The following is a 23,569-nucleotide window of genomic DNA, read 5'->3' as shown; positions in this document are numbered from 1 at the left end:
ATTTTTATCAGTTCTTTTCTCCATCACCACCTAGAATTACACAAAATATCCTCAAATAACTGGATTTAAAAAACGCTTCTACATTTAGGAGCGTTTTTCTGATGCTAGTTTCCACACTGCTGCAATATTTTTTGCTGTCATTTCGATATTCTCTTCTGCCGCTTTATATGCTTCTTCTAATGTCATTGGACTAGCCGTAATACTAAACACTGCATCAATTCCCTTTTCATAAACAATTGTATAGTTCGGAGATACAGATCCACCAATAGCAATTACAGGAATATGACGACATTTCGCCCGCTTCGCGACACCAACAGGAGCTTTTCCATAAGCTGTTTGTTCATCTATTCTTCCCTCACCAGTTACAATAAGATCGGCACCCTCTATACACTTATCAAAATTTGTATAATCTAATACAATTTCAATCCCTTTTCTTAGCTGTCCCTTTAGCACTGCAACGACAGCAGCTCCCATTCCTCCAGCTGCCCCCGCACCCGGTATCTCAGATACATCAAAAGACACATGTTGTTTAAGTATATTAGCATAATGTTTTAAATTCTCATCTAGCTCTTTCATCATCTCTACATTCGCACCTTTTTGTCTCGCAAATACAAAAGACGCCCCGCTCAGTCCAACTAAAGGGTTATCTACATCACATGCTGCTTCTAACTTTATATCCTCCAGGCGTGAATCAATCCTAGAAAGGTCAACAGTGGTTATCCAATGCAATGTCCCTCCAGAGGGTTCTATTATCTCACCTTTCTTATTTATAAATCTTGCGCCTAAGGCAGATAGCATACCAGCCCCACCATCATTTGTAGCACTTCCTCCAAGCCCTAAAATAATGTGTTTGGCTCCTTGATCTAATGCATGTAATATAAGTTCGCCTGTCCCTTTTGTCGTTGTAATAAGTGGGTTTCTCTTTTCAGTTGGAACGTGTTGTAATCCTGATGCTGCCGCCATTTCAATAAATGCTGTCTTCTTATCTTTAGACATACCATAAAAGGCTTGCACGCTCTCTCCAAGCGGCCCTGTCACATTAAGTGATATAATTCTCCCCATTGTAGCGCCAACAAGAGATTCAACCGTTCCTTCGCCTCCATCTCCAATTGGTACTTTAACATACTCTGCTTTAGGAAAAATTGCTGCAAAGCCTCTTTCAATAGCTTCACATACCTCTATAGCTTTCAAGCTTTCTTTATATGAATCCGATGCAATGACAACTTTCATAATTACCTCCCCCTTATTCAATCCCCTTTTTTCATTTTAAACGATATATGGAAAAGTTTCCTTTTGGAATGGAATTTAAACACAAAAAAAGCTTACATCATTTGATGTAAGCTTTCCCTATTTATATGGAGCCTAGCGGGATCGAACCGCTGACCTCCTGCGTGCAAGGCAGGCGCTCTCCCAGCTGAGCTAAGGCCCCTTAGTAATTAAGCGGAAGACGGGATTCGAACCCGCGACCCCAACCTTGGCAAGGTTGTATTCTACCACTGAACTACTTCCGCGAAAATGGTGAGCCATGAAGGATTCGAACCTTCGACCCTCTGATTAAAAGTCAGATGCTCTACCAACTGAGCTAATGGCTCGTAAATGGCTGGGCTAGCTGGATTCGAACCAGCGCATGACGGAGTCAAAGTCCGTTGCCTTACCGCTTGGCTATAGCCCATTAATATTTACTAGTATGGTTATCTTTTCAAAAAAATAAACCCTTTCAGGTTATTTTAAAGAAAATGGTGGAGGGGGGCAGATTCGAACTGCCGAACCCGAAGGAGCGGATTTACAGTCCGCCGCGTTTAGCCACTTCGCTACCCCTCCGACATTTAAAAATATATGGTGGAGGATGACGGGATCGAACCGCCGACCCCCTGCTTGTAAGGCAGGTGCTCTCCCAGCTGAGCTAATCCTCCAAAAGTGGTGACCCGTACGGGATTCGAACCCGTGTTACCGCCGTGAAAGGGCGGTGTCTTAACCACTTGACCAACGGGCCAAAAAAAATAAAAAATTTTCCCAAGCTTCCAACCGGGCTTGAACCGGTGACCTCTTCCTTACCATGGAAGTACTCTACCAGCTGAGCTATGGAAGCATAATGGCTCCGCAGGTAGGAATCGAACCTACGACCGATCGGTTAACAGCCGATAGCTCTACCGCTGAGCTACTGCGGAATAATATAAGCCTGGCAACGTCCTACTCTCACAGGGACAAGGTCCCAACTACCATCGGCGCTAGAGAGCTTAACTTCCGTGTTCGGTATGGGAACGGGTGTGACCTCTCTGCCATCATTACCAGACTTTTATCATTATGCACATTCTTTTGAGAATGTCAAAAGGAATTTTAAATATATATTCCTTCAAAACTAGATAACATTTGCTTCATATTATATGGTTAAGTCCTCGATCTATTAGTATTCGTCAGCTCCACATGTCACCATGCTTCCACCTCGAACCTATCAACCTGATCATCTTTCAGGGATCTTACTAGCTTACGCTATGGGAAATCTCATCTTGAGGGGGGCTTCATGCTTAGATGCTTTCAGCACTTATCCCTTCCGCACATAGCTACCCAGCTATGCCCTTGGCAGAACAACTGGTACACCAGCGGTGCGTCCATCCCGGTCCTCTCGTACTAAGGACAGCTCCTCTCAAATTTCCTGCGCCCACGACGGATAGGGACCGAACTGTCTCACGACGTTCTGAACCCAGCTCGCGTACCGCTTTAATGGGCGAACAGCCCAACCCTTGGGACCGACTACAGCCCCAGGATGCGATGAGCCGACATCGAGGTGCCAAACCTCCCCGTCGATGTGGACTCTTGGGGGAGATAAGCCTGTTATCCCCGGGGTAGCTTTTATCCGTTGAGCGATGGCCCTTCCATGCGGAACCACCGGATCACTAAGCCCGACTTTCGTCCCTGCTCGACTTGTAGGTCTCGCAGTCAAGCTCCCTTATGCCTTTGCACTCTACGAATGATTTCCAACCATTCTGAGGGAACCTTTGGGCGCCTCCGTTACACTTTAGGAGGCGACCGCCCCAGTCAAACTGCCCACCTGACACTGTCTCCCGGGTCGATAAGACCCGTAGGTTAGAATTTCAATACAGTCAGGGCGGTATCCCACCAGCGCCTCCACCGAAGCTAGCGCTCCGGTTTCAATGGCTCCCGCCTATCCTGTACAAACTGTACCAAAATTCAATATCAGGCTACAGTAAAGCTCCACGGGGTCTTTCCGTCCTGTCGCGGGTAACCTGCATCTTCACAGGTACTATAATTTCACCGAGTCTCTGGTTGAGACAGTGCCCAAATCGTTACACCTTTCGTGCGGGTCGGAACTTACCCGACAAGGAATTTCGCTACCTTAGGACCGTTATAGTTACGGCCGCCGTTTACTGGGGCTTCAGTTCAGAGCTTCGCTTACGCTAACCCCTCTCCTTAACCTTCCAGCACCGGGCAGGTGTCAGCCCCTATACTTCGCCTTACGGCTTCGCAGAGACCTGTGTTTTTGCTAAACAGTCGCTTGGGCCTATTCACTGCGGCTTTCCGTTAAGAAAGCACCCCTTCTCCCGAAGTTACGGGGTCATTTTGCCGAGTTCCTTAACCAGAGTTCTCTCGCACACCTTAGGATTCTCTCCTCGCCTACCTGTGTCGGTTTGCGGTACAGGCACCTTTTATCTCGCTAGAAGCTTTTCTTGGCAGCGGGGAATCAAAGACTTCGCTCCATAAGGAGCTTCCCCATCACAGCTCAGCCTTCACGATAAGCGGATTTGCCTACTTATCAGCCTAACTGCTTGGACGTGCACAACCAATCGCACGCTTCTTCTATCCTTCTGCGTCCCTCCATTGCTCAAACGATAAAGAGGTGGTACAGGAATATCAACCTGTTGTCCATCGCCTACGCCTGTCGGCCTCGGCTTAGGTCCTGACTAACCCTGAGCGGACGAGCCTTCCTCAGGAAACCTTAGGCATTCGGTGGACGGGATTCTCACCCGTCTTTCGCTACTCATACCGGCATTCTCACTTCTAAGCGCTCCACCAGTCCTTCCGGTCTGACTTCACTGCACTTAGAACGCTCCCCTACCACTGATACCATTGGTATCAATTCGCAGCTTCGGTGGTGTATTTAGCCCCGGTACATTTTCGGCGCAGAGTCACTCGACTAGTGAGCTATTACGCACTCTTTAAATGGTGGCTGCTTCTGAGCCAACATCCTAGTTGTCTAAGCAACTCCACATCCTTTTCCACTTAATACACACTTTGGGACCTTAGCTGGCGATCTGGGCTGTTTCCCTCTTGACTACGGATCTTATCACTCGCAGTCTGACTCCTAAGGATAAGTCATTGGCATTCGGAGTTTGACTGAATTCGGTAATCCGATGAGGACCCCTAGTTCAATCAGTGCTCTACCTCCAAGACTCTTACACTTAAGGCTAGCCCTAAAGCTATTTCGGGGAGAACCAGCTATCTCCAGGTTCGATTGGAATTTCTCCGCTACCCACACCTCATCCCCGCACTTTTCAACGTGCGTGGGTTCGGGCCTCCATTCAGTGTTACCTGAACTTCACCCTGGACATGGGTAGATCACCTGGTTTCGGGTCTACGACCACGTACTAAACGCCCTATTCAGACTCGCTTTCGCTGCGGCTCCGCCTCTTCAACTTAACCTCGCACGGGATCGTAACTCGCCGGTTCATTCTACAAAAGGCACGCCATCACCCATTAACGGGCTCTGACTATTTGTAGGCACACGGTTTCAGGATCTCTTTCACTCCCCTTCCGGGGTGCTTTTCACCTTTCCCTCACGGTACTGGTTCACTATCGATCACTAGGGAGTATTTAGCCTTGGGAGATGGTCCTCCCAGATTCCGACGGAATTTCACGTGTTCCGCCGTACTCAGGATACATTCAAGAGAGAACGAAGTTTCGACTACGGGGTTGTTACCCTCTGTGACGGACCTTTCCAGGTCGCTTCGTCTACCTCGTTCCTTTGTAACTCCGTATAGAATGTCCTACAACCCCAAGAGGCAAGCCTCTTGGTTTGGGCTAGATTCCGTTTCGCTCGCCGCTACTCAGGAAATCGCATTTGCTTTCTCTTCCTCCAGGTACTTAGATGTTTCAGTTCCCTGGGTCTGTCTTCCATACCCTATGTATTCAGGTAAGGATACCATACCATTACGTATAGTGGGTTTCCCCATTCGGAAATCTTCGGATCAAAGCTTACTTACAGCTCCCCGAAGCATATCGGCGTTAGTCCCGTCCTTCATCGACTCCTAGTGTCAAGGCATCCACCGTGCGCCCTTTCTAACTTAACCAAACTAAAATTAAAAAAATATGAGCTACACTGTTATCTAGTTTTCAAAGAACATACATTTAAACTTGAGAGATAGTTCTCTCAAAACTGAACGAAACAAAACAAGTCAACGTTTATTGATGAACTGCGTTCATCAATTCTCCATAGAAAGGAGGTGATCCAGCCGCACCTTCCGATACGGCTACCTTGTTACGACTTCACCCCAATCATCTGTCCCACCTTAGGCGGCTGGCTCCATAAAGGTTACCCCACCGACTTCGGGTGTTACAAACTCTCGTGGTGTGACGGGCGGTGTGTACAAGGCCCGGGAACGTATTCACCGCGGCATGCTGATCCGCGATTACTAGCGATTCCAGCTTCATGTAGGCGAGTTGCAGCCTACAATCCGAACTGAGAACGGTTTTATGAGATTAGCTCCACCTCGCGGTCTTGCAGCTCTTTGTACCGTCCATTGTAGCACGTGTGTAGCCCAGGTCATAAGGGGCATGATGATTTGACGTCATCCCCACCTTCCTCCGGTTTGTCACCGGCAGTCACCTTAGAGTGCCCAACTTAATGATGGCAACTAAGATCAAGGGTTGCGCTCGTTGCGGGACTTAACCCAACATCTCACGACACGAGCTGACGACAACCATGCACCACCTGTCACTCTGCTCCCGAAGGAGAAGCTCTATCTCTAGAGTTTTCAGAGGATGTCAAGACCTGGTAAGGTTCTTCGCGTTGCTTCGAATTAAACCACATGCTCCACCGCTTGTGCGGGCCCCCGTCAATTCCTTTGAGTTTCAGCCTTGCGGCCGTACTCCCCAGGCGGAGTGCTTAATGCGTTAACTTCAGCACTAAAGGGCGGAAACCCTCTAACACTTAGCACTCATCGTTTACGGCGTGGACTACCAGGGTATCTAATCCTGTTTGCTCCCCACGCTTTCGCGCCTCAGTGTCAGTTACAGACCAGAAAGTCGCCTTCGCCACTGGTGTTCCTCCATATCTCTACGCATTTCACCGCTACACATGGAATTCCACTTTCCTCTTCTGCACTCAAGTCTCCCAGTTTCCAATGACCCTCCACGGTTGAGCCGTGGGCTTTCACATCAGACTTAAGAAACCACCTGCGCGCGCTTTACGCCCAATAATTCCGGATAACGCTTGCCACCTACGTATTACCGCGGCTGCTGGCACGTAGTTAGCCGTGGCTTTCTGGTTAGGTACCGTCAAGGTGCCAGCTTATTCAACTAGCACTTGTTCTTCCCTAACAACAGAGTTTTACGACCCGAAAGCCTTCATCACTCACGCGGCGTTGCTCCGTCAGACTTTCGTCCATTGCGGAAGATTCCCTACTGCTGCCTCCCGTAGGAGTCTGGGCCGTGTCTCAGTCCCAGTGTGGCCGATCACCCTCTCAGGTCGGCTACGCATCGTTGCCTTGGTGAGCCGTTACCTCACCAACTAGCTAATGCGACGCGGGTCCATCCATAAGTGACAGCCGAAGCCGCCTTTCAATTTCGAACTATGCAGTTCAAAATATTATCCGGTATTAGCCCCGGTTTCCCGGAGTTATCCCAGTCTTATGGGTAGGTTACCCACGTGTTACTCACCCGTCCGCCGCTAACTTCATAAGAGCAAGCTCTTAATCCATTCGCTCGACTTGCATGTATTAGGCACGCCGCCAGCGTTCATCCTGAGCCAGGATCAAACTCTCCAATAAAGTTAGTTTGTCTAGCATCTAAAAATAAAAATTGACGTTCACGTTGTTTGTTTCGTTCAGTTTTCAAAGAACTACTCGGTCGCTCATTTGCGACTTCCTTATGTTAACATCTTCATTTTTCGATGTCAACTAAGTTTTTCAATTTCTTTTTTGTCGTTTTCTGCGTTTCTGCATCAGCGACGTTTATTAATTTATCATATACTTACTCTTAACGTCAATACTTTTTAATAAAAAATTCTTTTTCTTACATAACGAATACATTCTTCCCTATTAGCAACTCTCCGAAATAAACAAAAAATGATTTTATACCTTTCTTCCATCGCCTTTTTTACAATGCTATGTATACGCTCATCTTCAAAATCAAATAAAAGTTCCTCTAGTTCTCTCTTCAGTATGTATTCCATTTCTTTTTTCTCTTCCTTCGTCAACATAATCCCAAGCAAATTATCACCCCAATAACTCCTTACGTGTACCGATAAACACCGCACTCATTTTCAATTTTCAATAATGTATCATCAAAAAACAAAATTCTATCACTCATTATATCCACCACTTACGATGTTAATCCCTTGTTCTCTTTTTTAAATTTAAAGCATATATGTAACTGAAAAGGATTGGACAAAGGGGCGTAATATTATGTTTTTCTTTTTTATTACGAGTAAAAGGACATTTAAACACATTAGCTTAATAGTCGTACTTTCCTTATTTACAGCATGGCTACTCTTTTTAAAAACATATTCACATGAATCTGCTTTTTCAACTGCTACCGGCCCTAAAGTGATTTACAAAGGGGACACTGCAAAAAAACAAGTTGCATTCACGTTTGACATTAGTTGGGGAGACCAAAAAGCTATTCCAATCCTTAATACACTCAAAGAAAGAGAAATTAAGAATGCAACCTTCTTTCTCTCTGCTGCATGGGCTGAAAGACACCCTGATATTGTCGAACGCATCATGAAAGATGGACATGAGATTGGTAGTATGGGTTATAATTACACGTCCTACACTTCACTAGAAGCAAATGAAATACGACGAGATCTTTTACGGGCACAAGATGTTTTTACAAAACTTGGCGTAAAACAAGTCAAGCTATTACGTCCACCTAGTGGCGACTTTAACAAAACGACTCTTAAAATAGCGGAATCACTCGGATACACCATCGTTCATTGGAGTAACAATTCAAATGACTGGAAAAATCCCGGCGTAAATAAAATCGTTTCCACCGTCTCTAGCAATTTAAAGGGTGGAGATATTGTCTTATTACATGCTTCTGATTCTGCCCTTCAAACAAATAAGGCTTTACCATTACTCTTACAAAAATTAAAGAGCGACGGATATGAACAAACATCTGTATCACAACTTATTTCCAACACAAGTACAAAAAGCGAAGATATTAAGTAATTCCTTTCCACACGGTTCTTCACACATAAAAAGCTCTGCTATCTTTCGTTAAGATAGCAGAGCTTTTTTTATCCTAGTGTTTACAGACGATAAGAATCTGGTTAATTAAAAACCCATTCTCTTCTCATTAAACTGACTTACTCTTTTGTCCAATTAAACGATGCAATACAAGTAACTGATATGCATTACATAATAGAAGTGGTATCACCATTAAATATAACCAATCTGTATCATTAATCCGGAGCGCTGGTACCCATTCAAGAATTGTTACAACAACCATAAAGAACAAAGCGGGAACAAATGCTTTTTTATTCGTTTCTTTACTCTTTATGTAAGCGACAATTGCCCCAAACACAAATAACATCCCAGCAACAAGTATGTTATTCCCTAACGAAACTTCCCCATTTGCAATAAGTACTGACCTTAAATAAACGAAATCAAACAATACGAACGCAATAAAGAACAGTTGCACTGCATTCCATAAAGAAGATGACCGAAACATCCCTAACCCAAAACGATGAATCGTTAAATATGCAAAGAACCCCATTTGACTTATAACACTAAAAATAAATCCTACGCCCATCAACCAAAAAGAAACTGCTAGAATCTCCTTTCCGTCAAAATTTTGAAAAAATTTAACGTACTTGTCCCACTCTAAAACAAAACCAATAAAGACTGTGCTAATCCCACCAAGAAACAACGTCGTAAAAAATAGTCGTACCCACTTGCGGCTATTCACAACACATCCCCCATTATTCTTATATTTCTAATTGAATTGTATCAATGACAATTTCAAAAAGCTAGCCATGTTAATGTATAAATTCCTTAAAGAGATTTATATTAAAAAAAGAGAACTTTGCTGAAAGGAGCTCCAACTTATGAAACGGATGCTGCTCGTTTTGATTTCTTCTTTTCTATTTATAGCACTAGTGGCATGTGCACAAGAAAAAGAAGCAAAATCCGAACTTGATTATGATCAAACAAAAAAAATGATTGTTGATATTTTAAAAACCGACCAAGGAAAAAAGGCGATCCAAGATGTATTAACTGATGAAAAAATGAAACAAGCCCTCATACTAGATGAAACAGTAGTAAAGAAAACGATTGAAGATGCGATGGTATCTGAAAAAGGGCAACAATTCTGGGAAAAGCTCTTTAAAGACCCTGAGTTCTCATCGAAATTTGCTAAAAGTATGGGAAAAGAACAAACGAACTTAATGAAAACTTTACTAAAAGATCCTGAATACCAATCAGGTGTTATAGAGATTATGAAAAATCCTGAAGTAGAGAAAATTATGTTACAAACAATGAAGAGTAAAGAATATCGTCAATATTTACAGCAAGTACTAACCGAAACTGCCGAAAGTCCACTCTTCCAAGCTAAGATGATTGACATTATTAGTAAAGGTGTACAAAAAGCCGAAAAAGGTGGGTCTGATAAGAAAGGCGCAGGTGGTGAAGGCGGTTCTCAAGATGGGAACAAAGAACAACAATAAAAATTATAGTAATGAGCGGACAATGTATATATTGTCCACTCATTACTACTTTATTTTTGTGTAACAGCTGTTTTATCAATAACTGTCTCAGCTATCGTACGATAAATAAGACCCGTTGTATGTGTATCTTCATATACTGACGGCGCAAAGTCCTCTTTATTCCAATCAGGTTGTTGAAGTGGAATTCGGCCAAGTACATCCGTTTGGAGTTCCGTAGCTAGTTTATCTCCTCCACCTCTTCCAAACACATACTCTTTTTCACCAGTTGCTTTACTTTCAAAATACGCCATATTTTCAACAACACCAAGAATACTATGTTCTGTACGTAAAGCCATGGCTCCAGCGCGCGCTGCTACAAATGCCGCTGTTGGATGCGGCGTTGTTACAATAATCTCTTTACAAGCCGGCAACATCGAATGCACATCTAAAGCAACATCACCCGTACCTGGTGGTAGATCCAATACTAAGTAATCTAAATCACCCCATTCTACTTCTGTGAAAAAGTGATTTAACATTTTCCCAAGCATCGGTCCTCTCCAAATAACAGGTGCGTTATCTTCTACAAAGAATCCCATTGAGATTACTTTCACACCTAGACGCTCCACTGGTATTATCTTATCACCTCTTACGATTGGGCGTTTTTCTATACCCATCATATCCGGTACACTAAAACCATAAATATCCGCATCAATGATACCAACCTTTTTTCCTAAACGAGCTAAAGCAATTGCAAGGTTAACTGAAACAGTCGATTTCCCTACTCCACCTTTTCCACTTGCTACTGCTAAAAATGTTGTATTTGAGTTCGGTGATAATAAGGATTCACTTTTCTCTTCCTCTTGCGTTGGTGCAAACTGAGCTAATTCCTCTTCTGTAAATTCTGCAAAACGAAGTCCAACTGTTGTTGCTCCAAGTTCTTTTACTAACTTTACAATTCCAGACTGCAACTGCATTTGTTCCGCTGTACCTGTCTTTACAATTGCAATTTTAACACTTACATGTTCCTTCTCAGGCTTGACTGTTACCTCTTTAATTGCATTTGTTTCTTTTAACGTTTTATGTATAAACGGATCTACAATCCCTTCCAATGCTTCCACTACCTGCTCTTTTGTTACCATAATTAGCCCAGCCCCCTGTATGAAAAATAACGTAATGTTAATTAAATTTATCTCTCTTTATTTTTGAAATAAATGCGTTTACATTTCCAGTATAACATATTTTCGGAAAACTTCGTTAACGAGAGAAACTCGAAAAATCCTCCTTATTCTGGAGGATTTCCTTTTTCCGTAAAATAACGTAATATACCACGATATATTGCAGCCGCTACTTTTTGCTGGTATTTCTCCGAATTTAACATATATCTTTCATTCACATTCGATAAAAAGCCAGCCTCAATTAAAGCACCTGGTTTTTTGGCATACTTCAATAAATACACGTGAGGAATTGTTTTAGCAGAACGATTCGTATTTTCTAAGCTTGTTCTCAATTCAGCTTGTATAAATTTCGCAGCCCGTTCATTTTCAATCGAAGAACGATAATAGAACGTTTGTGCGCCCCTAGATCCACTACTAGTTAGGGCATTTAAATGAATACTCGCAAAAAAGTCTACATCAGGCTTATTAATGATCTCCACACGCTTTTTTAAATCCTCTGCTTTACGTCTACTATATGACTTTGTATCTTTATTAGCTAAATCATAATCTCCTTCACGCGTTAAAATGACTAAAGCACCTTGTTCTTGTAAATAATCTTGTACCTTTTTTGTAATCTCAAGCGTAATATCTTTTTCTACAATATCCTTTCCACCAACAGCCCCTCCGTCTGGACCACCATGCCCAGCATCTAGTACAATCACTTTCCCTGATAAGGGTAAATTCCAAGCTCGCCACGATTTTGTAATTTGAAATTCTTGTTTAACTAAAAAAAACAAAACAACCGCAGCGAGCGCAAAAGAGATAATTCGAATTCTCTTCATACCTTTCCTCCTCCAGCTAGTCCCTCTAATTACTTATATGGGACAAGAGGAAAGTTTATGCTTGTCTTAGTGTAGCTTTAATCGATATCTTCTTTCGCCTTTTTCATACCCTTCCTGCCACCACAAGCCGATAAACTGCTGGCAAGATTCAAAAAGCAATTCCTCGTCTTGCAACTTAATTTCACGTATAGTCATACTCGTTAAAAATTGAAATAACGTTTCAGTTAATTGTTGTTCTTCTTCTAAAGCCCTATATTTCACATCAAAGAATGATTCACCATGATAACCAAATTTACTGTATCTCGCTCCTAATAAATAAGATTCTATCCCTAGTTCAATACAATAATCTTCATACTGACGATGAAGTTCTTGCATCTGAAAGGCATCACGAATATTTGAACGCAATGTTTTTAATGATAATTCTCGCAGCATCTTCCGCTCGTATTTTAACTGCTTTTCTTTTTGTTTTTCTTGTAAGCTGACAATGACATTCATAGTACTTATAAACCTCCCTAATACGTATTAGTCTAAGCTTCTAAAGAAGAAGCATACGCAGGACGGTAGCACTAAAATATTCCAAGCTACAAAAATTACAAAAGAAGAATTAAACATAAAAAAACCCCAACCAAAATGGTTGGGGTTTGAAGTTCACAAAAATTAACGTTTTGAGAACTGAGGTGCACGACGTGCGCCTTTAAGACCGTATTTTTTACGCTCTTTCATACGTGCGTCACGAGTTAATAGACCTGCACGTTTTAATGTTAGACGGTATTCTGGATCAGCTTTTAATAAAGCGCGAGAAATACCGTGACGAATAGCACCAGCTTGACCAGTGTATCCACCACCATTTACGTTTACAAGTACATTGTAGTTACCTAAAGTTTCTGTTGCAACTAGAGGTTGTTTCACTACTTCACGTAATGCAGCAAATGGGATATAGTTTTCAAAATCACGACCGTTAATAATAACGCGTCCTTCGCCTGGAACTAGGCGTACGCGCGCTACTGAACTCTTACGACGTCCAGTGCCATAGTATTGAACCTGTGCCAAAGTAAGCCCTCCTTTAATTAATTATCCGCGAAGTTCGTAAACTTCTGGTTGTTGTGCTTGGTGTGGATGCTCTGCTCCAGCATACACGTTTAATTTCTTAGACACTTGACGTCCTAAACGTCCTTTTGGAAGCATGCCTTTAATTGCAAGCTCTAACATTTGTACAGGGTAGTTTGTACGCATTTCTAGAGCTGTTCTTTGCTTAAGTCCACCTGGGTGGTTAGTGTGACGGTAGTAAATTTTATCGTTTAATTTATTACCTGTTAAATGAATTTTCTCAGCGTTAATAATAATTACATGATCACCCGTGTCAACGTGTGGTGTAAATGTAGGTTTGTGTTTACCACGTAAAATGGATGCTACTTCAGTAGATAGGCGACCTAAAGTTTGACCTTCAGCATCAACCACATACCATTTACGCTCAACTTCGTTAGCTTTTGCCATAAAAGTCGTACGCATGTGTTTCCCTCCTCGTTATCTTTTCCATAGAAAAAATCTATTGTTTATCTTAAACACGATTTCCTTCCGGGGCTAATCGTGGTTTTAGAAACAATACCATATGTTATGATATACTTTTGAGTTTCTAATGTCAAGCAAATGTTACACCAGGATTAGTTGTTATAGTTTACCTGCCATAAGTAAAGTCCATGACCTGGAGCCATCTTTCCAGCAAACTGGCGATTTTGTTTCGCTAAAATCTCTGGAATACTATCAGGATCAAGCTTTCCTTGGCCTACGCTAAGTAACGTACCAACAATAATTCTGACCATATTATATAAAAATCCATTACCTACAAAGCGAAAAATTAATTCATCGTCTTGCTCAATTAATTCGATTTCATAAATTGTTCGCACTTTATCTTTTTTGTCAGTTTTTGCCGAACAAAAAGAAGTAAAGTCATGCGTTCCAATAAAATAAGGAATCGCTTTTCTTATAGAGTTTATTTCGAGCGGATATGGATATTGATATACGTAATTTCTACGGAATACATCCGCAGTCTTTGATAATAATACACGATAGCGATATTCTTTTTTCTCGACACCGTAACGTGCATGAAATTCTTCTGTTTTTTTCTCTACCTGCCTGATAATAATATCATCCGGCAACATTGTATTTAAAGCATTACTCCATTGCCACTCTTCAAGAGACAAAGGTGTATCAAAGTGTATCACTTGTCCTTTGGCGTGAACGGTAGAATCCGTTCTGCCTGATGCCTGCACACGAACAAGTTCTCCTTTATGCAACTTCTGCAATGCTTTCTCTATTTCTTGTTGAACAGTACGATGCTGTGGTTGAATTTGGTAACCACAAAAATGAATGCCATCATATGCAACTGTACATTTTATTCTTTCCATTTCTCTATTCTCCATTACGACCGCACCCATGCCAAAATACAAGCTAAACAAAGTAAGCTTACAATTGTTACTGTATCACTTATTTTCCAGCGTAGTTGCCTAAATTTAGTACGTCCTTCGCCACTTTTATATCCACGAGATTCCATCGCAATCGCTAAGTCCTCTGCACGCTTAAAAGCACTGATAAATAGTGGAACGAGTAGTGAGATAATAGCTTTCATCCTATCTTTTATCGGTCCTCCAGCAAAATCAATACCACGTGACGCCTGCGCTTTCATAATTTTACTCGTTTCATCCATTAATGTGGGGATAAATCGAAGAGAAATTGACATCATTAATGCGATTTCATGAACAGGAACTTTCATACGCTTCAACGGCTTTAATAACGTCTCTAAACCATCTGTAATCTCAATTGGTGTCGTTGTTAACGTTAATAATGTCGTCATTAAAATAATAACGAAAAATCGTATAGAAATGTAGATCCCTTGCTCTAATCCTTTTTCATGTATCGAAAACCAACCAAGCTGGAATAGTACTTCCCCTTCTTTATTTGTAAAAATATGCAGGAAAAATGTAAAAAGAAAAATCCATAAAATTGGTTTTAAGCCCGAAAGTACATAACGAATCGGCACTTTTGCAAAAAATAAAGCAATGAGTGCATATAAAAATAAAAATCCATATGAAATCGCATTATTTGCTAAGAAAACAACAAATACATATAAAAAGACAATCAACAGCTTCGTACGAGGATCAAGTTGATGAATGAGTGACTGACCTGGAATGTATCTCCCAATAATCAACTGCTGCATGATTCATGACCACCTTTTCGTAACACCTGCAAAACTTCATGAGTAAGATCCTCTAAAGATAAGGTAGCCTTCGAAATTGAAATACCAAACTTCTCTTCAATTGCACGTTTATACTTTAAAGACATTGGAAGATCCACACCGATTTGTTCTAATTCATCAGCATGTGAAAATACTTCCTCTGCTCTTCCTTGCAAAAAGACCGTTCCTTTATGCATGACCACTATTTGATCTGCATACTTAGCGGCATCCTCCATATTATGGGTAACAAGAATGACTGTAAGCCCCTGCTCCTTATGCAAATTGTAAAACATCTCCATGAGCTCGTGCTGTCCTTTCGGATCAAGCCCTGCTGTAGGTTCATCTAATACAAGCACTTCGGGTTCCATCGCAAGTACACCTGCGATTGCAACACGCCTCATTTGCCCACCGCTTAATTCAAACGGAGAACGTGCTAATAACTCTATGTCCAATCCAACAAGCTGGATTGCATCTTTCGCCTTTTGTTTCGCCTCTTCTTCAGATACACCAAAATTAGTAGGCCCAAAACAAATGTCCTTTTCAACTGTTTCTTCAAATAGTTGATGTTCTGGAAACTGAAAGACAACCCCTACTTTTTTTCGTAGCGGCTTAAGTTTCTTCTCTTTCTTCCCTGCTGAAATTAAATGTTCACCAATTTGAACCGTACCATTTGTCGGCTGCAATAAACCATTTAAATGTTGAATCATCGTCGACTTACCTGAACCAGTATGACCGATAATGGCATAATAGCCCCCACTTGGAAACGACACGTCTACATCATAAAGTGCGCGTCTTTCAAATGGAGTTTTATATTGATAACGATGTTCTACTTTTTGGAATGTAATCTCCAAAGTTCGTTCACCAAGCTTTCCATTGTAAGATGCGTATTTTGCAAGTGAATTTCATTTCTTTTTAATAATTCTGCTATTTTCACCGAAAAAGGTACATCTAATCCAATCTCTTGGAGCATATGAGAGGATTTGAAAATTTTCTCTGGAGTACCTTCCTCTAATATTTCTCCCTTGTTCAAAATAATAATACGGTCTGACTGTGCCGCTTCTTCTAAATCGTGCGTAATCGATAACACCGTAATACCCTTTTGATTAACAAGTTGTCTGACCGTTTCTACTACTTCACGTCTCCCCTGAGGATCTAACATTGAAGTTGCTTCATCTAGTATTAAAATAGATGGCTGAAGTGCTAGAACACCTGCTATTGCGACTCGCTGCTTTTGTCCACCAGATAACGAATGGGGTTCTTCATTTAAAAAATCTTCCATACGGACAAGTTGCAGAGCTTGTTCTAGTCTTTCTATCATCTGCTCCCTTGGCATTCCGATGTTCTCTAGGCCGAATACAACGTCATCTTGTACTGTCGTTCCAACAAATTGATTATCTGGATTTTGAAATACCATCCCAATTTGCTTTCGAACATCCCATACTGTTTCCTCTGATAAAATCATTGTATCATTTAAAGTAATTGTCCCTGATTCCGGTAAAAATAAGCCATTCAATAATTTTGCAAGTGTAGACTTCCCTGAACCATTTTGTCCAATAACAGATACCCATTCTCCTTCATATAAGGAAAACGAAACATCTTTTAATGCATAAGAGGCTGCCCCAGGATATTGAAATGATATATTTTCTGTCCGAAGTTTCTCTTTTTTCAATACAAGGCACCCTTTCTTCCGCCAAGTTAGCCTATTTTTTTATACTTAAAAAAAAAGGGCCATGACCAGTTACTTGAAAAGAACTGTCCTGCCCTTTTAATCATCATTATACTAACTCGATAATTACCATTGGTGCTGCGTCTCCGCGACGTGGACCAATTTTTGCAATACGAGTGTATCCGCCTTGGCGCTCAGCATAGCGTGGAGCTACATCAGCGAATAATTTTTGAAGTGCATCTTGACCAGTCTCAGCGTTAGCAACCTCATTACGGATGAAAGCTGCTGCTTGACGACGAGCATGAAGATCTCCGCGTTTACCTAAAGTGATCATTTTTTCCACTACAGAACGAAGTTCTTTTGCACGAGTTTCTGTCGTTTGGATGCGCTCGTTGATAATTAAATCAGTAGCTAAATCACGTAACATAGCTTTACGTTGCGCACTTGTACGGCCTAATTTTCTGTATGCCATTCGTAGTTCCCTCCTTTGTTGATGGGTTTAAATCCTCAGTCGTCTTTACGTAAACCTAAACCTAATTCCTCAAGTTTATGTTTAACTTCTTCTAGGGATTTACGTCCTAAGTTACGAACTTTCATCATATCTTCTTCTGTTTTGTTCGCAAGCTCTTGTACAGTATTAATTCCTGCACGTTTTAGGCAATTATAAGAACGAACAGAAAGATCTAGTTCTTCGATAGTCATCTCAAGAACTTTTTCTTTTTGATCTTCTTCCTTCTCGACCATAATCTCAGCATTTTGTGCTTCGTCAGTTAAACCAACAAAGATATTTAAATGCTCAGTTAAGATTTTGGCACCTAAAGAGATAGCTTCTTTTGGCCCGATGCTTCCATCCGTCCATACATCAAGCGTAAGCTTATCATAATTAGCCACTTGTCCGACACGTGTCTTTTCCACTTGGTAAGTCACACGTGATACTGGAGTATAAATAGAATCAATAGGAATTACTCCTATTGGTTGATCTTCGCTTTTATTTGCAACAGCTGGCGTATACCCACGGCCACGCTTTGCAGTTAAACGCATGCGGAAATGCGCATTTTTTGCTAACGTTGCAATGTGTAAATCTGGATTTAAGATTTCAACATCACTATCGTGAGTAATATCAGCAGCTGTGACAATACCTTCGCCCTGTACATCGATTTCCAACGTCTTCTCTTCTTCAGAGTAGATTTTAAGAGCTAACTTTTTCAAGTTTAAGATCATCGTAGTAACATCCTCTACTACGCCCTCTACTGTTGAAAATTCGTGTAAAACGCCATCGATTTGGATAGCAGTTACAGCGGCACCAGGGAGTGAGGATAAAAGAATACGACGTAAGGAGTTACCCAAAGTAGTACCATATCCACGCTCAAGCGGTTCAATCACGAATTTGCCATACTTAGCATCTTCGTTAAGTTCAACCGTTTCGATTTTCGGTTTTTCGATTTCAATCATTAACTAAACCCTCCTTCAAAACGTCGAAACCCCGGTTAAACAAAGGAAGAACCTCTGTTTAACCGAAAGTCCCCCTTAGGCAGTTCCCGATTGTGCACAACAAGCGATGTTTCTGTACGAAATTTCTCGATAATGCATCATATCCATTATAGACAAAAGGGAAAATTCTATACAGAAAAATTACACACGACGACGTTTTGGTGGACGACATCCATTATGAGGAACTGGAGTAACATCTCTAATTGCTGTTACTTCTAGACCTGCCGCTTGAAGAGCACGAATTGCAGCTTCACGACCAGCACCAGGACCTTTAACAGTAACCTCTAAAGTTTTTAAACCATGCTCCATTGCAACTTTAGAAGCAGCTTCAGCAGCCATTTGCGCAGCGAATGGAGTAGATTTACGAGATCCACGGAAACCAAGTGCACCAGCACTAGACCAAGAAAGTGCGTTACCGTGAGTATCTGTAAGTGTTACGATTGTGTTGTTGAAAGTAGAACGAATATGAGCTATACCAGCTTCAATATTCTTTTTCACACGTTTTTTACGAGTGTTTGTTTTACGTGCCATTGTTAGTTCAACCTCCTTTACTTATTATTTCTTTTTATTTGCTACTGTACGACGTGGACCTTTACGTGTACGAGCATTGTTTTTAGAGTTTTGACCACGAACTGGTAAACCACGACGGTGACGAAGACCACGGTAAGAACCGATCTCCATTAGACGTTTAATGTTAAGAGATACTTCACGACGAAGGTCTCCCTCAACTTTAATACGATCGATGATATCACGGATACGTCCTAATTCATCTTCCGATAAATCACGAACTCGTGCTTCCGAAGAAATACCAGCTTCTGTAAGAATTTTTTCAGCAGTTGGGCGACCAATGCCGAATACGTAAGTTAAAGAAATAACAACGCGCTTGTCACGAGGAATATCTACACCTGCGATACGTGCCATTCTGAATGCACCTCCTTCTGATTAACCTTGTTTTTGTTTATGTTTAGGGTTTTCACAAATAACCATTACTTTTCCACGTCTACGAATAACTTTACATTTTTCGCAGATTGGTTTAACTGACGGTCTTACTTTCATGTCTCGAACCTCCTTAAAGATTACGGAGTGCTATATTATTTAAAACGGTACGTAATACGACCACGATTTAAATCGTACGGAGATAATTCTACCGTAACTTTGTCTCCTGGTAAAATACGAATGAAGTTCATACGGATTTTACCAGAAACGTGAGCCAATACGACATGCCCATTCTCTAATTCTACTTTGAACATAGCATTTGGCAACGTTTCAAGAACGGTACCTTCGACTTCAATTACATCATCTTTAGCCATTCAATAGTTCTCCCTTCTTCAAATCAGTAACATTTTACACTGCTCTGAAATCCCGGAGAGCCAGCTACTTATAAAGTGGTAAGGATTTCGTATCCTGCTTCTGTAAGAGCAATCGTGTGCTCAAAGTGGGCACACCATTTACCATCTACCGTTACCACTGTCCAGTCATCAGATAGTGTTTTTACATATCGTCTTCCTTGATTCACCATCGGCTCAACACAGATGACCATTCCCGGCTTTAATCTAGGGCCTCTATTTGGTGGACCATAGTGCGGGATTTGAGGGTCCTCATGTAAGTCTTGCCCGATTCCGTGACCAACATACTCCCTAACGATCGAGAATCCATTCTCTTCAGCATGGGTTTGAACCGCATGTGAGATATTTGATAATCTTTCGCCTGGTTTTACTTGTTCTAGACCAAGATACAACGATTTTTCTGTGACATCAAGTAACTTTTGAACAGATTCAGAAATGTTTCCAACTGGATATGTCCATGCAGAATCTCCATGGTACCCATTGTATTTCGCACCAATATCGATACTGATGATATCGCCCTCTTCGAGCTTACGCTTCCCTGGAATCCCGTGTACAAGCTCTTCATTTACAGAAGCACATATGCTCCCCGGAAATCCGTTATATCCTTTAAAAGATGGCGTAGCACCATATTTTCGAATCGTCTTTTCCGCTATTTGATTGAGCTCTTTCGTTGTAATTCCTGGAGTAATATGTTGTTTCAACTCTTGATGAGTTAAAGCAACGATCCTGCCAGCTTCTCGCATGATTTCTATCTCGCGAGGAGTTTTGCAGATGATCATTACGCTAAGCACCCGATGAGAACATCGATATCAGCAAATACTTTATTGATATCTTGCTCACCATTAATGCTTTCTAAGTAACCAAGCTCCCCGTAGAAATCAAGCAAAGGTTTTGTTTGCTTAATATTTACATCTAAACGATTTGCTACAGTTTCCTCGTTGTCATCAGAGCGTTGATATAATTCGCCACCACATTTATCGCACACATCAGCTTTTGCTGGCGGATTGAATTCTAAGTGGTAAGTCGCACCGCACTCTTTACAAATGCGACGACCTGTAAGGCGTGTTAATAACAACCCTGAATCCACATTAATGTTTAAAACATAATCGATTTTTTTGCCAAGATCTTTCATAATCTCTTCAAGAGCTGATGCTTGTGCAACAGTTCGTGGGAAACCATCTAATAAGAATCCTTTAATACAGTCTTCTTGACTTAAACGTTCACGAACAATTCCGATTGTAACTTCATCTGGAACAAGCGCACCTTTATCAATAAAAGATTTTGCTTGTAAACCAAGTTCAGTTTCAGCCTTCATAGCTGCACGGAACATATCTCCCGTTGAGATGTGAGGGATGTTATACTTGGCAACAATCTGTTCGGCTTGTGTACCTTTACCAGCACCAGGAAGCCCCATTAAAATTAAGTTCATCCTTGTTCCCCCTCAGTACATGAGCATGTAGGGAAGATAATTCTTCCCACTTACTCACTGCTTGATAAACCCTTTGTAATGGCGTTTTACTAATTGGCTTTCTAGCTGCTTCATTGTTTCTAAAGCAACGCCGACAACGATTAACATACTCGTTCCGCCAATCTGTGCAGATGGAGGAAGATTTCCCAATTTCGTAAAGATAACTGGTAAGATTGCAATCGCTGCTAGGAAAATTGATCCCACAAAGGTCAAACGATACAAGATTTTTGTTAGATATTGTTCTGTATTCTTACCCGGACGAATACCTGGAACATATCCACCTTGCTTGTTTAGATTCTCTGACATTTGCTCTGGATTAACCTGAACAAATGCATAGAAGTATGTGAAGGCCACAATGAGCGCAACATATATGATCATTCCCACTGGGTGAGAATAGTTAAAGTTTGCAATAATCCACTGCGATACATCATGTTTCGGGAAGAACTGTGCAATAGTTGGAGGCGTAATTAAGAATGAAACAGCAAAAATGACTGGAATAACACCCGCACTATTTACCTTAAGTGGTAAATGAGTGTTTTGTGCTCCAGCATGATTCCCATTCCCTCCTGTTACACGCTTCGCGTATTGAATTGGGATCTTTCTAACAGCCTGTTGAATGAAAATAACACCAACAATAACTGCTAGCACAGCTAGTAAAATCAATGCAACTTTAACGATACTCATGAACAATTGATCTCCGATATTTTGAAACTGTTGTTGATACACTTGAGATATAACACTTGGGATCGCTGCGGCAATACCACCAAAGATAAGAATGGAAATACCATTACCTACACCTTTAGATGTAATCTGTTCACCTAACCACATTAAAAATGCAGTACCAGCAGTCAGTACCGTAGCAATGTATAAATAAGTGCTCCAACCTGGATTCAAAATTAATTGCCCACCTACCATACCGTTAAAACCGATTGACATACCAAACCCCTGAATAAACGCAAGAACAATTGTAAAGTAACGCGTGAATTGCGTTAGTTTACGACGGCCCATTTCGCCTTGCTTCGACCATTCCGAAAATTTAGGAACAACATCCATCTGCAATAATTGCACGATGATGGATGCTGTAATATACGGCATGATTCCCATCGCGAAGATGGAGAAGTTCTTCAAGGCGCCACCGCCAAATGTATTTAGGATACCTAAGGCATTTAATTGATCTTGTGCTTTCAGTACGTCTCCATTTGTAAATGGCACTGGGATAAACGTGCCAATTCTGAATACGACTAACATCGCTAAAGTGAATAATATTTTACGTCTTATCTCAGCAACGCGCATAAAGTTGGAGATTGTACGAAACATTAGATCACCTCAACTGATCCGCCAGCTGCTTCAATTGCTTCTTTAGCACTTGAAGAGAACTTGTGCGCTTTAACAGTTAATTTTTTCTCTACTGCTCCGCTTGCAAGAATTTTAACACCGTCGTTTAATTTGCTGATAACGCCAGTTTCCAGCAATAATTCAGGTGTTACTTCTGTACCATCTTCAAAACGATTTAACGTTGATAAGTTTACAATAGTAAACTCTTTACGGTTAATGTTTGTGAAGCCGCGTTTTGGTAAACGACGGAATAGTGGAGTTTGACCACCTTCGAAGCCAAGACGAACACCGCCGCCAGAACGTGCGTTTTGTCCTTTATGACCTCTACCAGCAGTTTTACCGTTACCAGAACCGATACCACGACCGACACGGTTACGTACTTTACGAGAACCTTCTGCAGGTTTTAATTCATGAAGTTTCATTCCCAGGCACCTCCTTATATTAATGAGTTATCCTTAAGCTTCTTTTACAGTTATAAGGTGAGAAACTTTGTTGATCATACCAAGAATAGCAGGAGTTTCTTCCTTAACTACAGTTGAATTCAACTTTTTAAGACCTAAAGCTTCTACCGTCGCACGTTGATCTTGTGGACGACCAATTACACTACGAGTGAGGGTAATTTCTAACTTTTTCGCCATTTGTTTTCCCTCCTTAACCTAGTAGCTCTTCTACAGATTTACCGCGTAATTTTGCAACATCTTCAGCGCGCTTAAGTTCGCTTAATCCGTTCACAGTAGCGCGAATCATGTTGATTGGTGTGTTAGTACCAAGAGATTTCGAAAGAATATCTTGTACACCAGCTAATTCTAGTACCGCACGAACAGGTCCACCAGCAATAACACCAGTACCCTCAGCAGCAGGTTTTAAGAATACTTCACCAGCTCCAAAATGACCGTTGATTGTGTGTGGAATTGTTGTACCAACTAATGGTACTGCGATTAGGTTTTTCTTAGCGTCTTCGATAGCTTTACGGATTGCGTCTGGTACCTCTTGTGCTTTACCAGTACCGAATCCAACATGACCGTTTTTATCGCCAACTACAACTAGTGCAGCAAAGCGGAAACGACGACCACCCTTAACAACTTTCGCGACACGATTTATCGTAACTACACGTTCTTCAAGTTCTAATTTACTTGGGTCAATGCGTTGCATCAA

At 41.4% G+C, this 23,569-nt stretch carries 26 protein-coding genes, 9 tRNA genes and 3 rRNA genes; 2 read left to right on the top strand and 36 right to left on the bottom strand.

Annotation, left to right across the window (positions count from 1 at the left end; genetic code table 11):
- Nucleotides 1-84 precede the first annotated feature (84 nt).
- The 14 genes from MHI07_RS00940 to MHI07_RS00875 all read right to left on the bottom strand — a co-directional run bounded on the left by MHI07_RS00940 (nt 85) and on the right by MHI07_RS00875 (nt 7,447).
- Entirely contained in the window at nt 85-1,230 is a 1,146-nt protein-coding gene (locus tag MHI07_RS00940) for a glycerate kinase (protein WP_131232305.1), read from the bottom strand.
- A 126-nt stretch (nt 1,231-1,356) separates the two neighbouring features.
- Nucleotides 1,357-1,429, bottom strand: a tRNA-Ala gene (locus MHI07_RS00935).
- A gap of 10 nt (nt 1,430-1,439) precedes the next feature.
- Nucleotides 1,440-1,511 (bottom strand) — tRNA-Gly (locus MHI07_RS00930).
- A gap of 5 nt (nt 1,512-1,516) precedes the next feature.
- Nucleotides 1,517-1,592, bottom strand: a tRNA-Lys gene (locus MHI07_RS00925).
- Between the two features lie 5 nt (nt 1,593-1,597).
- Nucleotides 1,598-1,672 (bottom strand) — tRNA-Gln (locus MHI07_RS00920).
- 65 nt (nt 1,673-1,737) lie between these two features.
- Nucleotides 1,738-1,821: transfer RNA gene (locus MHI07_RS00915), tRNA-Tyr, on the bottom strand.
- Nucleotides 1,822-1,837: 16 nt separating this feature from the next.
- Nucleotides 1,838-1,913, bottom strand: a tRNA-Val gene (locus MHI07_RS00910).
- Between the two features lie 5 nt (nt 1,914-1,918).
- Nucleotides 1,919-1,993, bottom strand: a tRNA-Glu gene (locus MHI07_RS00905).
- Between the two features lie 23 nt (nt 1,994-2,016).
- A tRNA-Thr gene (locus MHI07_RS00900) sits at nt 2,017-2,089 on the bottom strand.
- A 4-nt stretch (nt 2,090-2,093) separates the two neighbouring features.
- Nucleotides 2,094-2,168: transfer RNA gene (locus tag MHI07_RS00895), tRNA-Asn, on the bottom strand.
- Nucleotides 2,169-2,177: 9 nt separating this feature from the next.
- A 5S ribosomal RNA gene (gene rrf, locus MHI07_RS00890) occupies nt 2,178-2,293 on the bottom strand.
- A 91-nt stretch (nt 2,294-2,384) separates the two neighbouring features.
- Nucleotides 2,385-5,306 (bottom strand): 23S ribosomal RNA (locus MHI07_RS00885).
- A gap of 146 nt (nt 5,307-5,452) precedes the next feature.
- Nucleotides 5,453-7,004: ribosomal RNA gene (locus MHI07_RS00880) — 16S ribosomal RNA — on the bottom strand.
- Together the 16S, 23S and 5S rRNA genes with 9 tRNA genes alongside form the textbook arrangement of a ribosomal RNA operon.
- Before the next feature lie 224 nt (nt 7,005-7,228).
- A complete protein-coding gene (locus MHI07_RS00875) occupies nt 7,229-7,447 on the bottom strand; it encodes a hypothetical protein (RefSeq protein ID WP_033710542.1) in 219 nt (72 codons plus the stop codon).
- Nucleotides 7,448-7,640: 193 nt separating this feature from the next.
- Between MHI07_RS00875 and pdaB the strand changes: the two genes are divergently transcribed.
- Nucleotides 7,641-8,405 (top strand): polysaccharide deacetylase family sporulation protein PdaB, encoded by a 765-nt coding sequence (gene pdaB / locus MHI07_RS00870; protein ID WP_002063440.1) that lies wholly within the window; start codon nt 7,641-7,643, stop codon nt 8,403-8,405.
- Between the two features lie 127 nt (nt 8,406-8,532).
- Here pdaB and kbaA read toward each other — a convergent pair whose 3' ends face one another.
- The gene (gene kbaA, locus MHI07_RS00865) at nt 8,533-9,144 is read right to left on the bottom strand and encodes a KinB signaling pathway activation protein KbaA (protein WP_016103304.1); all 612 of its coding nucleotides are present in this window, start codon (nt 9,142-9,144) and stop codon (nt 8,533-8,535) included.
- Between the two features lie 139 nt (nt 9,145-9,283).
- Between kbaA and gerD the strand changes: the two genes are divergently transcribed.
- Nucleotides 9,284-9,901: a spore germination protein GerD gene (gene gerD / locus MHI07_RS00860; RefSeq protein WP_078180865.1), complete on the top strand. Its 618-nt coding sequence runs from the start codon at nt 9,284-9,286 to the stop codon at nt 9,899-9,901.
- A gap of 50 nt (nt 9,902-9,951) precedes the next feature.
- Here gerD and MHI07_RS00855 read toward each other — a convergent pair whose 3' ends face one another.
- From MHI07_RS00855 to rpsE, 21 genes are all read right to left on the bottom strand, one after another.
- Nucleotides 9,952-11,019 carry an Mrp/NBP35 family ATP-binding protein gene (locus tag MHI07_RS00855; protein ID WP_002159599.1) on the bottom strand — a complete coding sequence of 356 codons (1,068 nt, stop codon included), beginning with the start codon at nt 11,017-11,019 and terminating at the stop codon, nt 9,952-9,954.
- Between the two features lie 143 nt (nt 11,020-11,162).
- Entirely contained in the window at nt 11,163-11,876 is a 714-nt protein-coding gene (cwlD, locus tag MHI07_RS00850) for an N-acetylmuramoyl-L-alanine amidase CwlD (RefSeq protein ID WP_078174991.1), read from the bottom strand.
- Nucleotides 11,877-11,942: 66 nt separating this feature from the next.
- A complete protein-coding gene (locus tag MHI07_RS00845; RefSeq protein ID WP_002113330.1) occupies nt 11,943-12,371 on the bottom strand; it encodes a DUF2521 family protein in 429 nt (142 codons plus the stop codon).
- Nucleotides 12,372-12,533: 162 nt separating this feature from the next.
- Nucleotides 12,534-12,926, bottom strand: coding sequence for a 30S ribosomal protein S9 (rpsI, locus tag MHI07_RS00840; RefSeq protein WP_002009728.1), 393 nt, complete (start codon nt 12,924-12,926; stop codon nt 12,534-12,536).
- A 21-nt stretch (nt 12,927-12,947) separates the two neighbouring features.
- Complete coding sequence (gene rplM / locus MHI07_RS00835) at nt 12,948-13,385, bottom strand: 50S ribosomal protein L13 (protein WP_002029337.1); 438 nt, start codon at nt 13,383-13,385, stop codon at nt 12,948-12,950.
- 152 nt (nt 13,386-13,537) lie between these two features.
- Nucleotides 13,538-14,281: a tRNA pseudouridine(38-40) synthase TruA gene (gene truA / locus MHI07_RS00830; protein ID WP_002124694.1), complete on the bottom strand. Its 744-nt coding sequence runs from the start codon at nt 14,279-14,281 to the stop codon at nt 13,538-13,540.
- Nucleotides 14,282-14,295: 14 nt separating this feature from the next.
- Entirely contained in the window at nt 14,296-15,090 is a 795-nt protein-coding gene (locus MHI07_RS00825) for an energy-coupling factor transporter transmembrane component T family protein (RefSeq protein WP_002091546.1), read from the bottom strand.
- Entirely contained in the window at nt 15,078-15,959 is an 882-nt protein-coding gene (locus MHI07_RS00820) for an energy-coupling factor ABC transporter ATP-binding protein (RefSeq protein WP_340821446.1), read from the bottom strand. The genes MHI07_RS00825 and MHI07_RS00820 overlap by 13 nt, the downstream gene beginning before the upstream one ends.
- Nucleotides 15,935-16,777 (bottom strand): energy-coupling factor ABC transporter ATP-binding protein, encoded by an 843-nt coding sequence (locus tag MHI07_RS00815; RefSeq protein WP_002091544.1) that lies wholly within the window; start codon nt 16,775-16,777, stop codon nt 15,935-15,937. The genes MHI07_RS00820 and MHI07_RS00815 overlap by 25 nt, the downstream gene beginning before the upstream one ends.
- A gap of 106 nt (nt 16,778-16,883) precedes the next feature.
- Complete coding sequence (gene rplQ / locus MHI07_RS00810; RefSeq protein ID WP_000331490.1) at nt 16,884-17,246, bottom strand: 50S ribosomal protein L17; 363 nt, start codon at nt 17,244-17,246, stop codon at nt 16,884-16,886.
- A 35-nt stretch (nt 17,247-17,281) separates the two neighbouring features.
- A complete protein-coding gene (locus MHI07_RS00805; RefSeq protein WP_002091540.1) occupies nt 17,282-18,226 on the bottom strand; it encodes a DNA-directed RNA polymerase subunit alpha in 945 nt (314 codons plus the stop codon).
- A gap of 180 nt (nt 18,227-18,406) precedes the next feature.
- Nucleotides 18,407-18,796 carry a 30S ribosomal protein S11 gene (rpsK, locus tag MHI07_RS00800; protein WP_002009745.1) on the bottom strand — a complete coding sequence of 130 codons (390 nt, stop codon included), beginning with the start codon at nt 18,794-18,796 and terminating at the stop codon, nt 18,407-18,409.
- 24 nt (nt 18,797-18,820) lie between these two features.
- Entirely contained in the window at nt 18,821-19,186 is a 366-nt protein-coding gene (rpsM, locus tag MHI07_RS00795) for a 30S ribosomal protein S13 (protein ID WP_002159602.1), read from the bottom strand.
- A gap of 21 nt (nt 19,187-19,207) precedes the next feature.
- Nucleotides 19,208-19,321 (bottom strand): 50S ribosomal protein L36, encoded by a 114-nt coding sequence (rpmJ, locus tag MHI07_RS00790; protein ID WP_000868344.1) that lies wholly within the window; start codon nt 19,319-19,321, stop codon nt 19,208-19,210.
- A 35-nt stretch (nt 19,322-19,356) separates the two neighbouring features.
- Complete coding sequence (gene infA, locus MHI07_RS00785; RefSeq protein ID WP_001029884.1) at nt 19,357-19,575, bottom strand: translation initiation factor IF-1; 219 nt, start codon at nt 19,573-19,575, stop codon at nt 19,357-19,359.
- A 68-nt stretch (nt 19,576-19,643) separates the two neighbouring features.
- Complete coding sequence (gene map / locus MHI07_RS00780) at nt 19,644-20,390, bottom strand: type I methionyl aminopeptidase (protein ID WP_002091537.1); 747 nt, start codon at nt 20,388-20,390, stop codon at nt 19,644-19,646.
- The gene (locus tag MHI07_RS00775) at nt 20,390-21,040 is read right to left on the bottom strand and encodes an adenylate kinase (protein WP_002091536.1); all 651 of its coding nucleotides are present in this window, start codon (nt 21,038-21,040) and stop codon (nt 20,390-20,392) included. The genes map and MHI07_RS00775 overlap by 1 nt, the downstream gene beginning before the upstream one ends.
- Before the next feature lie 54 nt (nt 21,041-21,094).
- Complete coding sequence (gene secY / locus MHI07_RS00770; RefSeq protein ID WP_002091534.1) at nt 21,095-22,396, bottom strand: preprotein translocase subunit SecY; 1,302 nt, start codon at nt 22,394-22,396, stop codon at nt 21,095-21,097.
- Nucleotides 22,396-22,836, bottom strand: a complete 441-nt coding sequence (gene rplO / locus MHI07_RS00765) for a 50S ribosomal protein L15 (RefSeq protein ID WP_002009754.1) — start codon at nt 22,834-22,836, stop codon at nt 22,396-22,398. The genes secY and rplO overlap by 1 nt, the downstream gene beginning before the upstream one ends.
- Before the next feature lie 33 nt (nt 22,837-22,869).
- Nucleotides 22,870-23,052 carry a 50S ribosomal protein L30 gene (rpmD, locus tag MHI07_RS00760; RefSeq protein WP_001085231.1) on the bottom strand — a complete coding sequence of 61 codons (183 nt, stop codon included), beginning with the start codon at nt 23,050-23,052 and terminating at the stop codon, nt 22,870-22,872.
- 13 nt (nt 23,053-23,065) lie between these two features.
- A complete protein-coding gene (rpsE, locus tag MHI07_RS00755) occupies nt 23,066-23,566 on the bottom strand; it encodes a 30S ribosomal protein S5 (protein WP_002063426.1) in 501 nt (166 codons plus the stop codon).
- Between the last annotated feature and the right edge of the window lie 3 nt (nt 23,567-23,569).

This window comes from Bacillus sp. FSL H8-0545, from assembly GCF_038006105.1.
GTDB classification, from domain to species: Bacteria; Bacillota; Bacilli; order Bacillales; family Bacillaceae_G; genus Bacillus_A; species Bacillus_A cereus_U.
This window is presented reverse-complemented; position numbering and strand designations above follow the sequence as displayed.

Excerpts from the sequence above, each read along its gene's own strand:
- truA (WP_002124694.1), bottom strand. The coding sequence starts at position 14,281 with ATGGAAAGAATAAAATGTACAGTTGCATATGATGGCATTCATTTTTGT.
- secY (WP_002091534.1), bottom strand. The coding sequence starts at position 22,396 with ATGTTTCGTACAATCTCCAACTTTATGCGCGTTGCTGAGATAAGACGT.
- rpsK (WP_002009745.1), bottom strand. The coding sequence starts at position 18,796 with ATGGCACGTAAAACAAACACTCGTAAAAAACGTGTGAAAAAGAATATT.
- rpsM (WP_002159602.1), bottom strand. The coding sequence starts at position 19,186 with ATGGCACGTATCGCAGGTGTAGATATTCCTCGTGACAAGCGCGTTGTT.
- rplQ (WP_000331490.1), bottom strand. The coding sequence starts at position 17,246 with ATGGCATACAGAAAATTAGGCCGTACAAGTGCGCAACGTAAAGCTATG.
- rpmD (WP_001085231.1), bottom strand. The coding sequence starts at position 23,052 with ATGGCGAAAAAGTTAGAAATTACCCTCACTCGTAGTGTAATTGGTCGT.
- rpsE (WP_002063426.1), bottom strand. The coding sequence starts at position 23,566 with ATGCAACGCATTGACCCAAGTAAATTAGAACTTGAAGAACGTGTAGTT.
- rpmJ (WP_000868344.1), bottom strand. The coding sequence starts at position 19,321 with ATGAAAGTAAGACCGTCAGTTAAACCAATCTGCGAAAAATGTAAAGTT.
- map (WP_002091537.1), bottom strand. The coding sequence starts at position 20,390 with ATGATCATCTGCAAAACTCCTCGCGAGATAGAAATCATGCGAGAAGCT.
- MHI07_RS00825 (WP_002091546.1), bottom strand. The coding sequence starts at position 15,090 with ATGCAGCAGTTGATTATTGGGAGATACATTCCAGGTCAGTCACTCATT.
- gerD (WP_078180865.1), top strand. The coding sequence starts at position 9,284 with ATGAAACGGATGCTGCTCGTTTTGATTTCTTCTTTTCTATTTATAGCA.
- MHI07_RS00805 (WP_002091540.1), bottom strand. The coding sequence starts at position 18,226 with ATGATTGAAATCGAAAAACCGAAAATCGAAACGGTTGAACTTAACGAA.
- cwlD (WP_078174991.1), bottom strand. The coding sequence starts at position 11,876 with ATGAAGAGAATTCGAATTATCTCTTTTGCGCTCGCTGCGGTTGTTTTG.
- rplO (WP_002009754.1), bottom strand. The coding sequence starts at position 22,836 with ATGAAACTTCATGAATTAAAACCTGCAGAAGGTTCTCGTAAAGTACGT.
- MHI07_RS00775 (WP_002091536.1), bottom strand. The coding sequence starts at position 21,040 with ATGAACTTAATTTTAATGGGGCTTCCTGGTGCTGGTAAAGGTACACAA.
- infA (WP_001029884.1), bottom strand. The coding sequence starts at position 19,575 with ATGGCTAAAGATGATGTAATTGAAGTCGAAGGTACCGTTCTTGAAACG.
- pdaB (WP_002063440.1), top strand. The coding sequence starts at position 7,641 with ATGTTTTTCTTTTTTATTACGAGTAAAAGGACATTTAAACACATTAGC.
- rplM (WP_002029337.1), bottom strand. The coding sequence starts at position 13,385 with ATGCGTACGACTTTTATGGCAAAAGCTAACGAAGTTGAGCGTAAATGG.
- MHI07_RS00940 (WP_131232305.1), bottom strand. The coding sequence starts at position 1,230 with ATGAAAGTTGTCATTGCATCGGATTCATATAAAGAAAGCTTGAAAGCT.
- MHI07_RS00845 (WP_002113330.1), bottom strand. The coding sequence starts at position 12,371 with ATGAATGTCATTGTCAGCTTACAAGAAAAACAAAAAGAAAAGCAGTTA.
- MHI07_RS00855 (WP_002159599.1), bottom strand. The coding sequence starts at position 11,019 with ATGGTAACAAAAGAGCAGGTAGTGGAAGCATTGGAAGGGATTGTAGAT.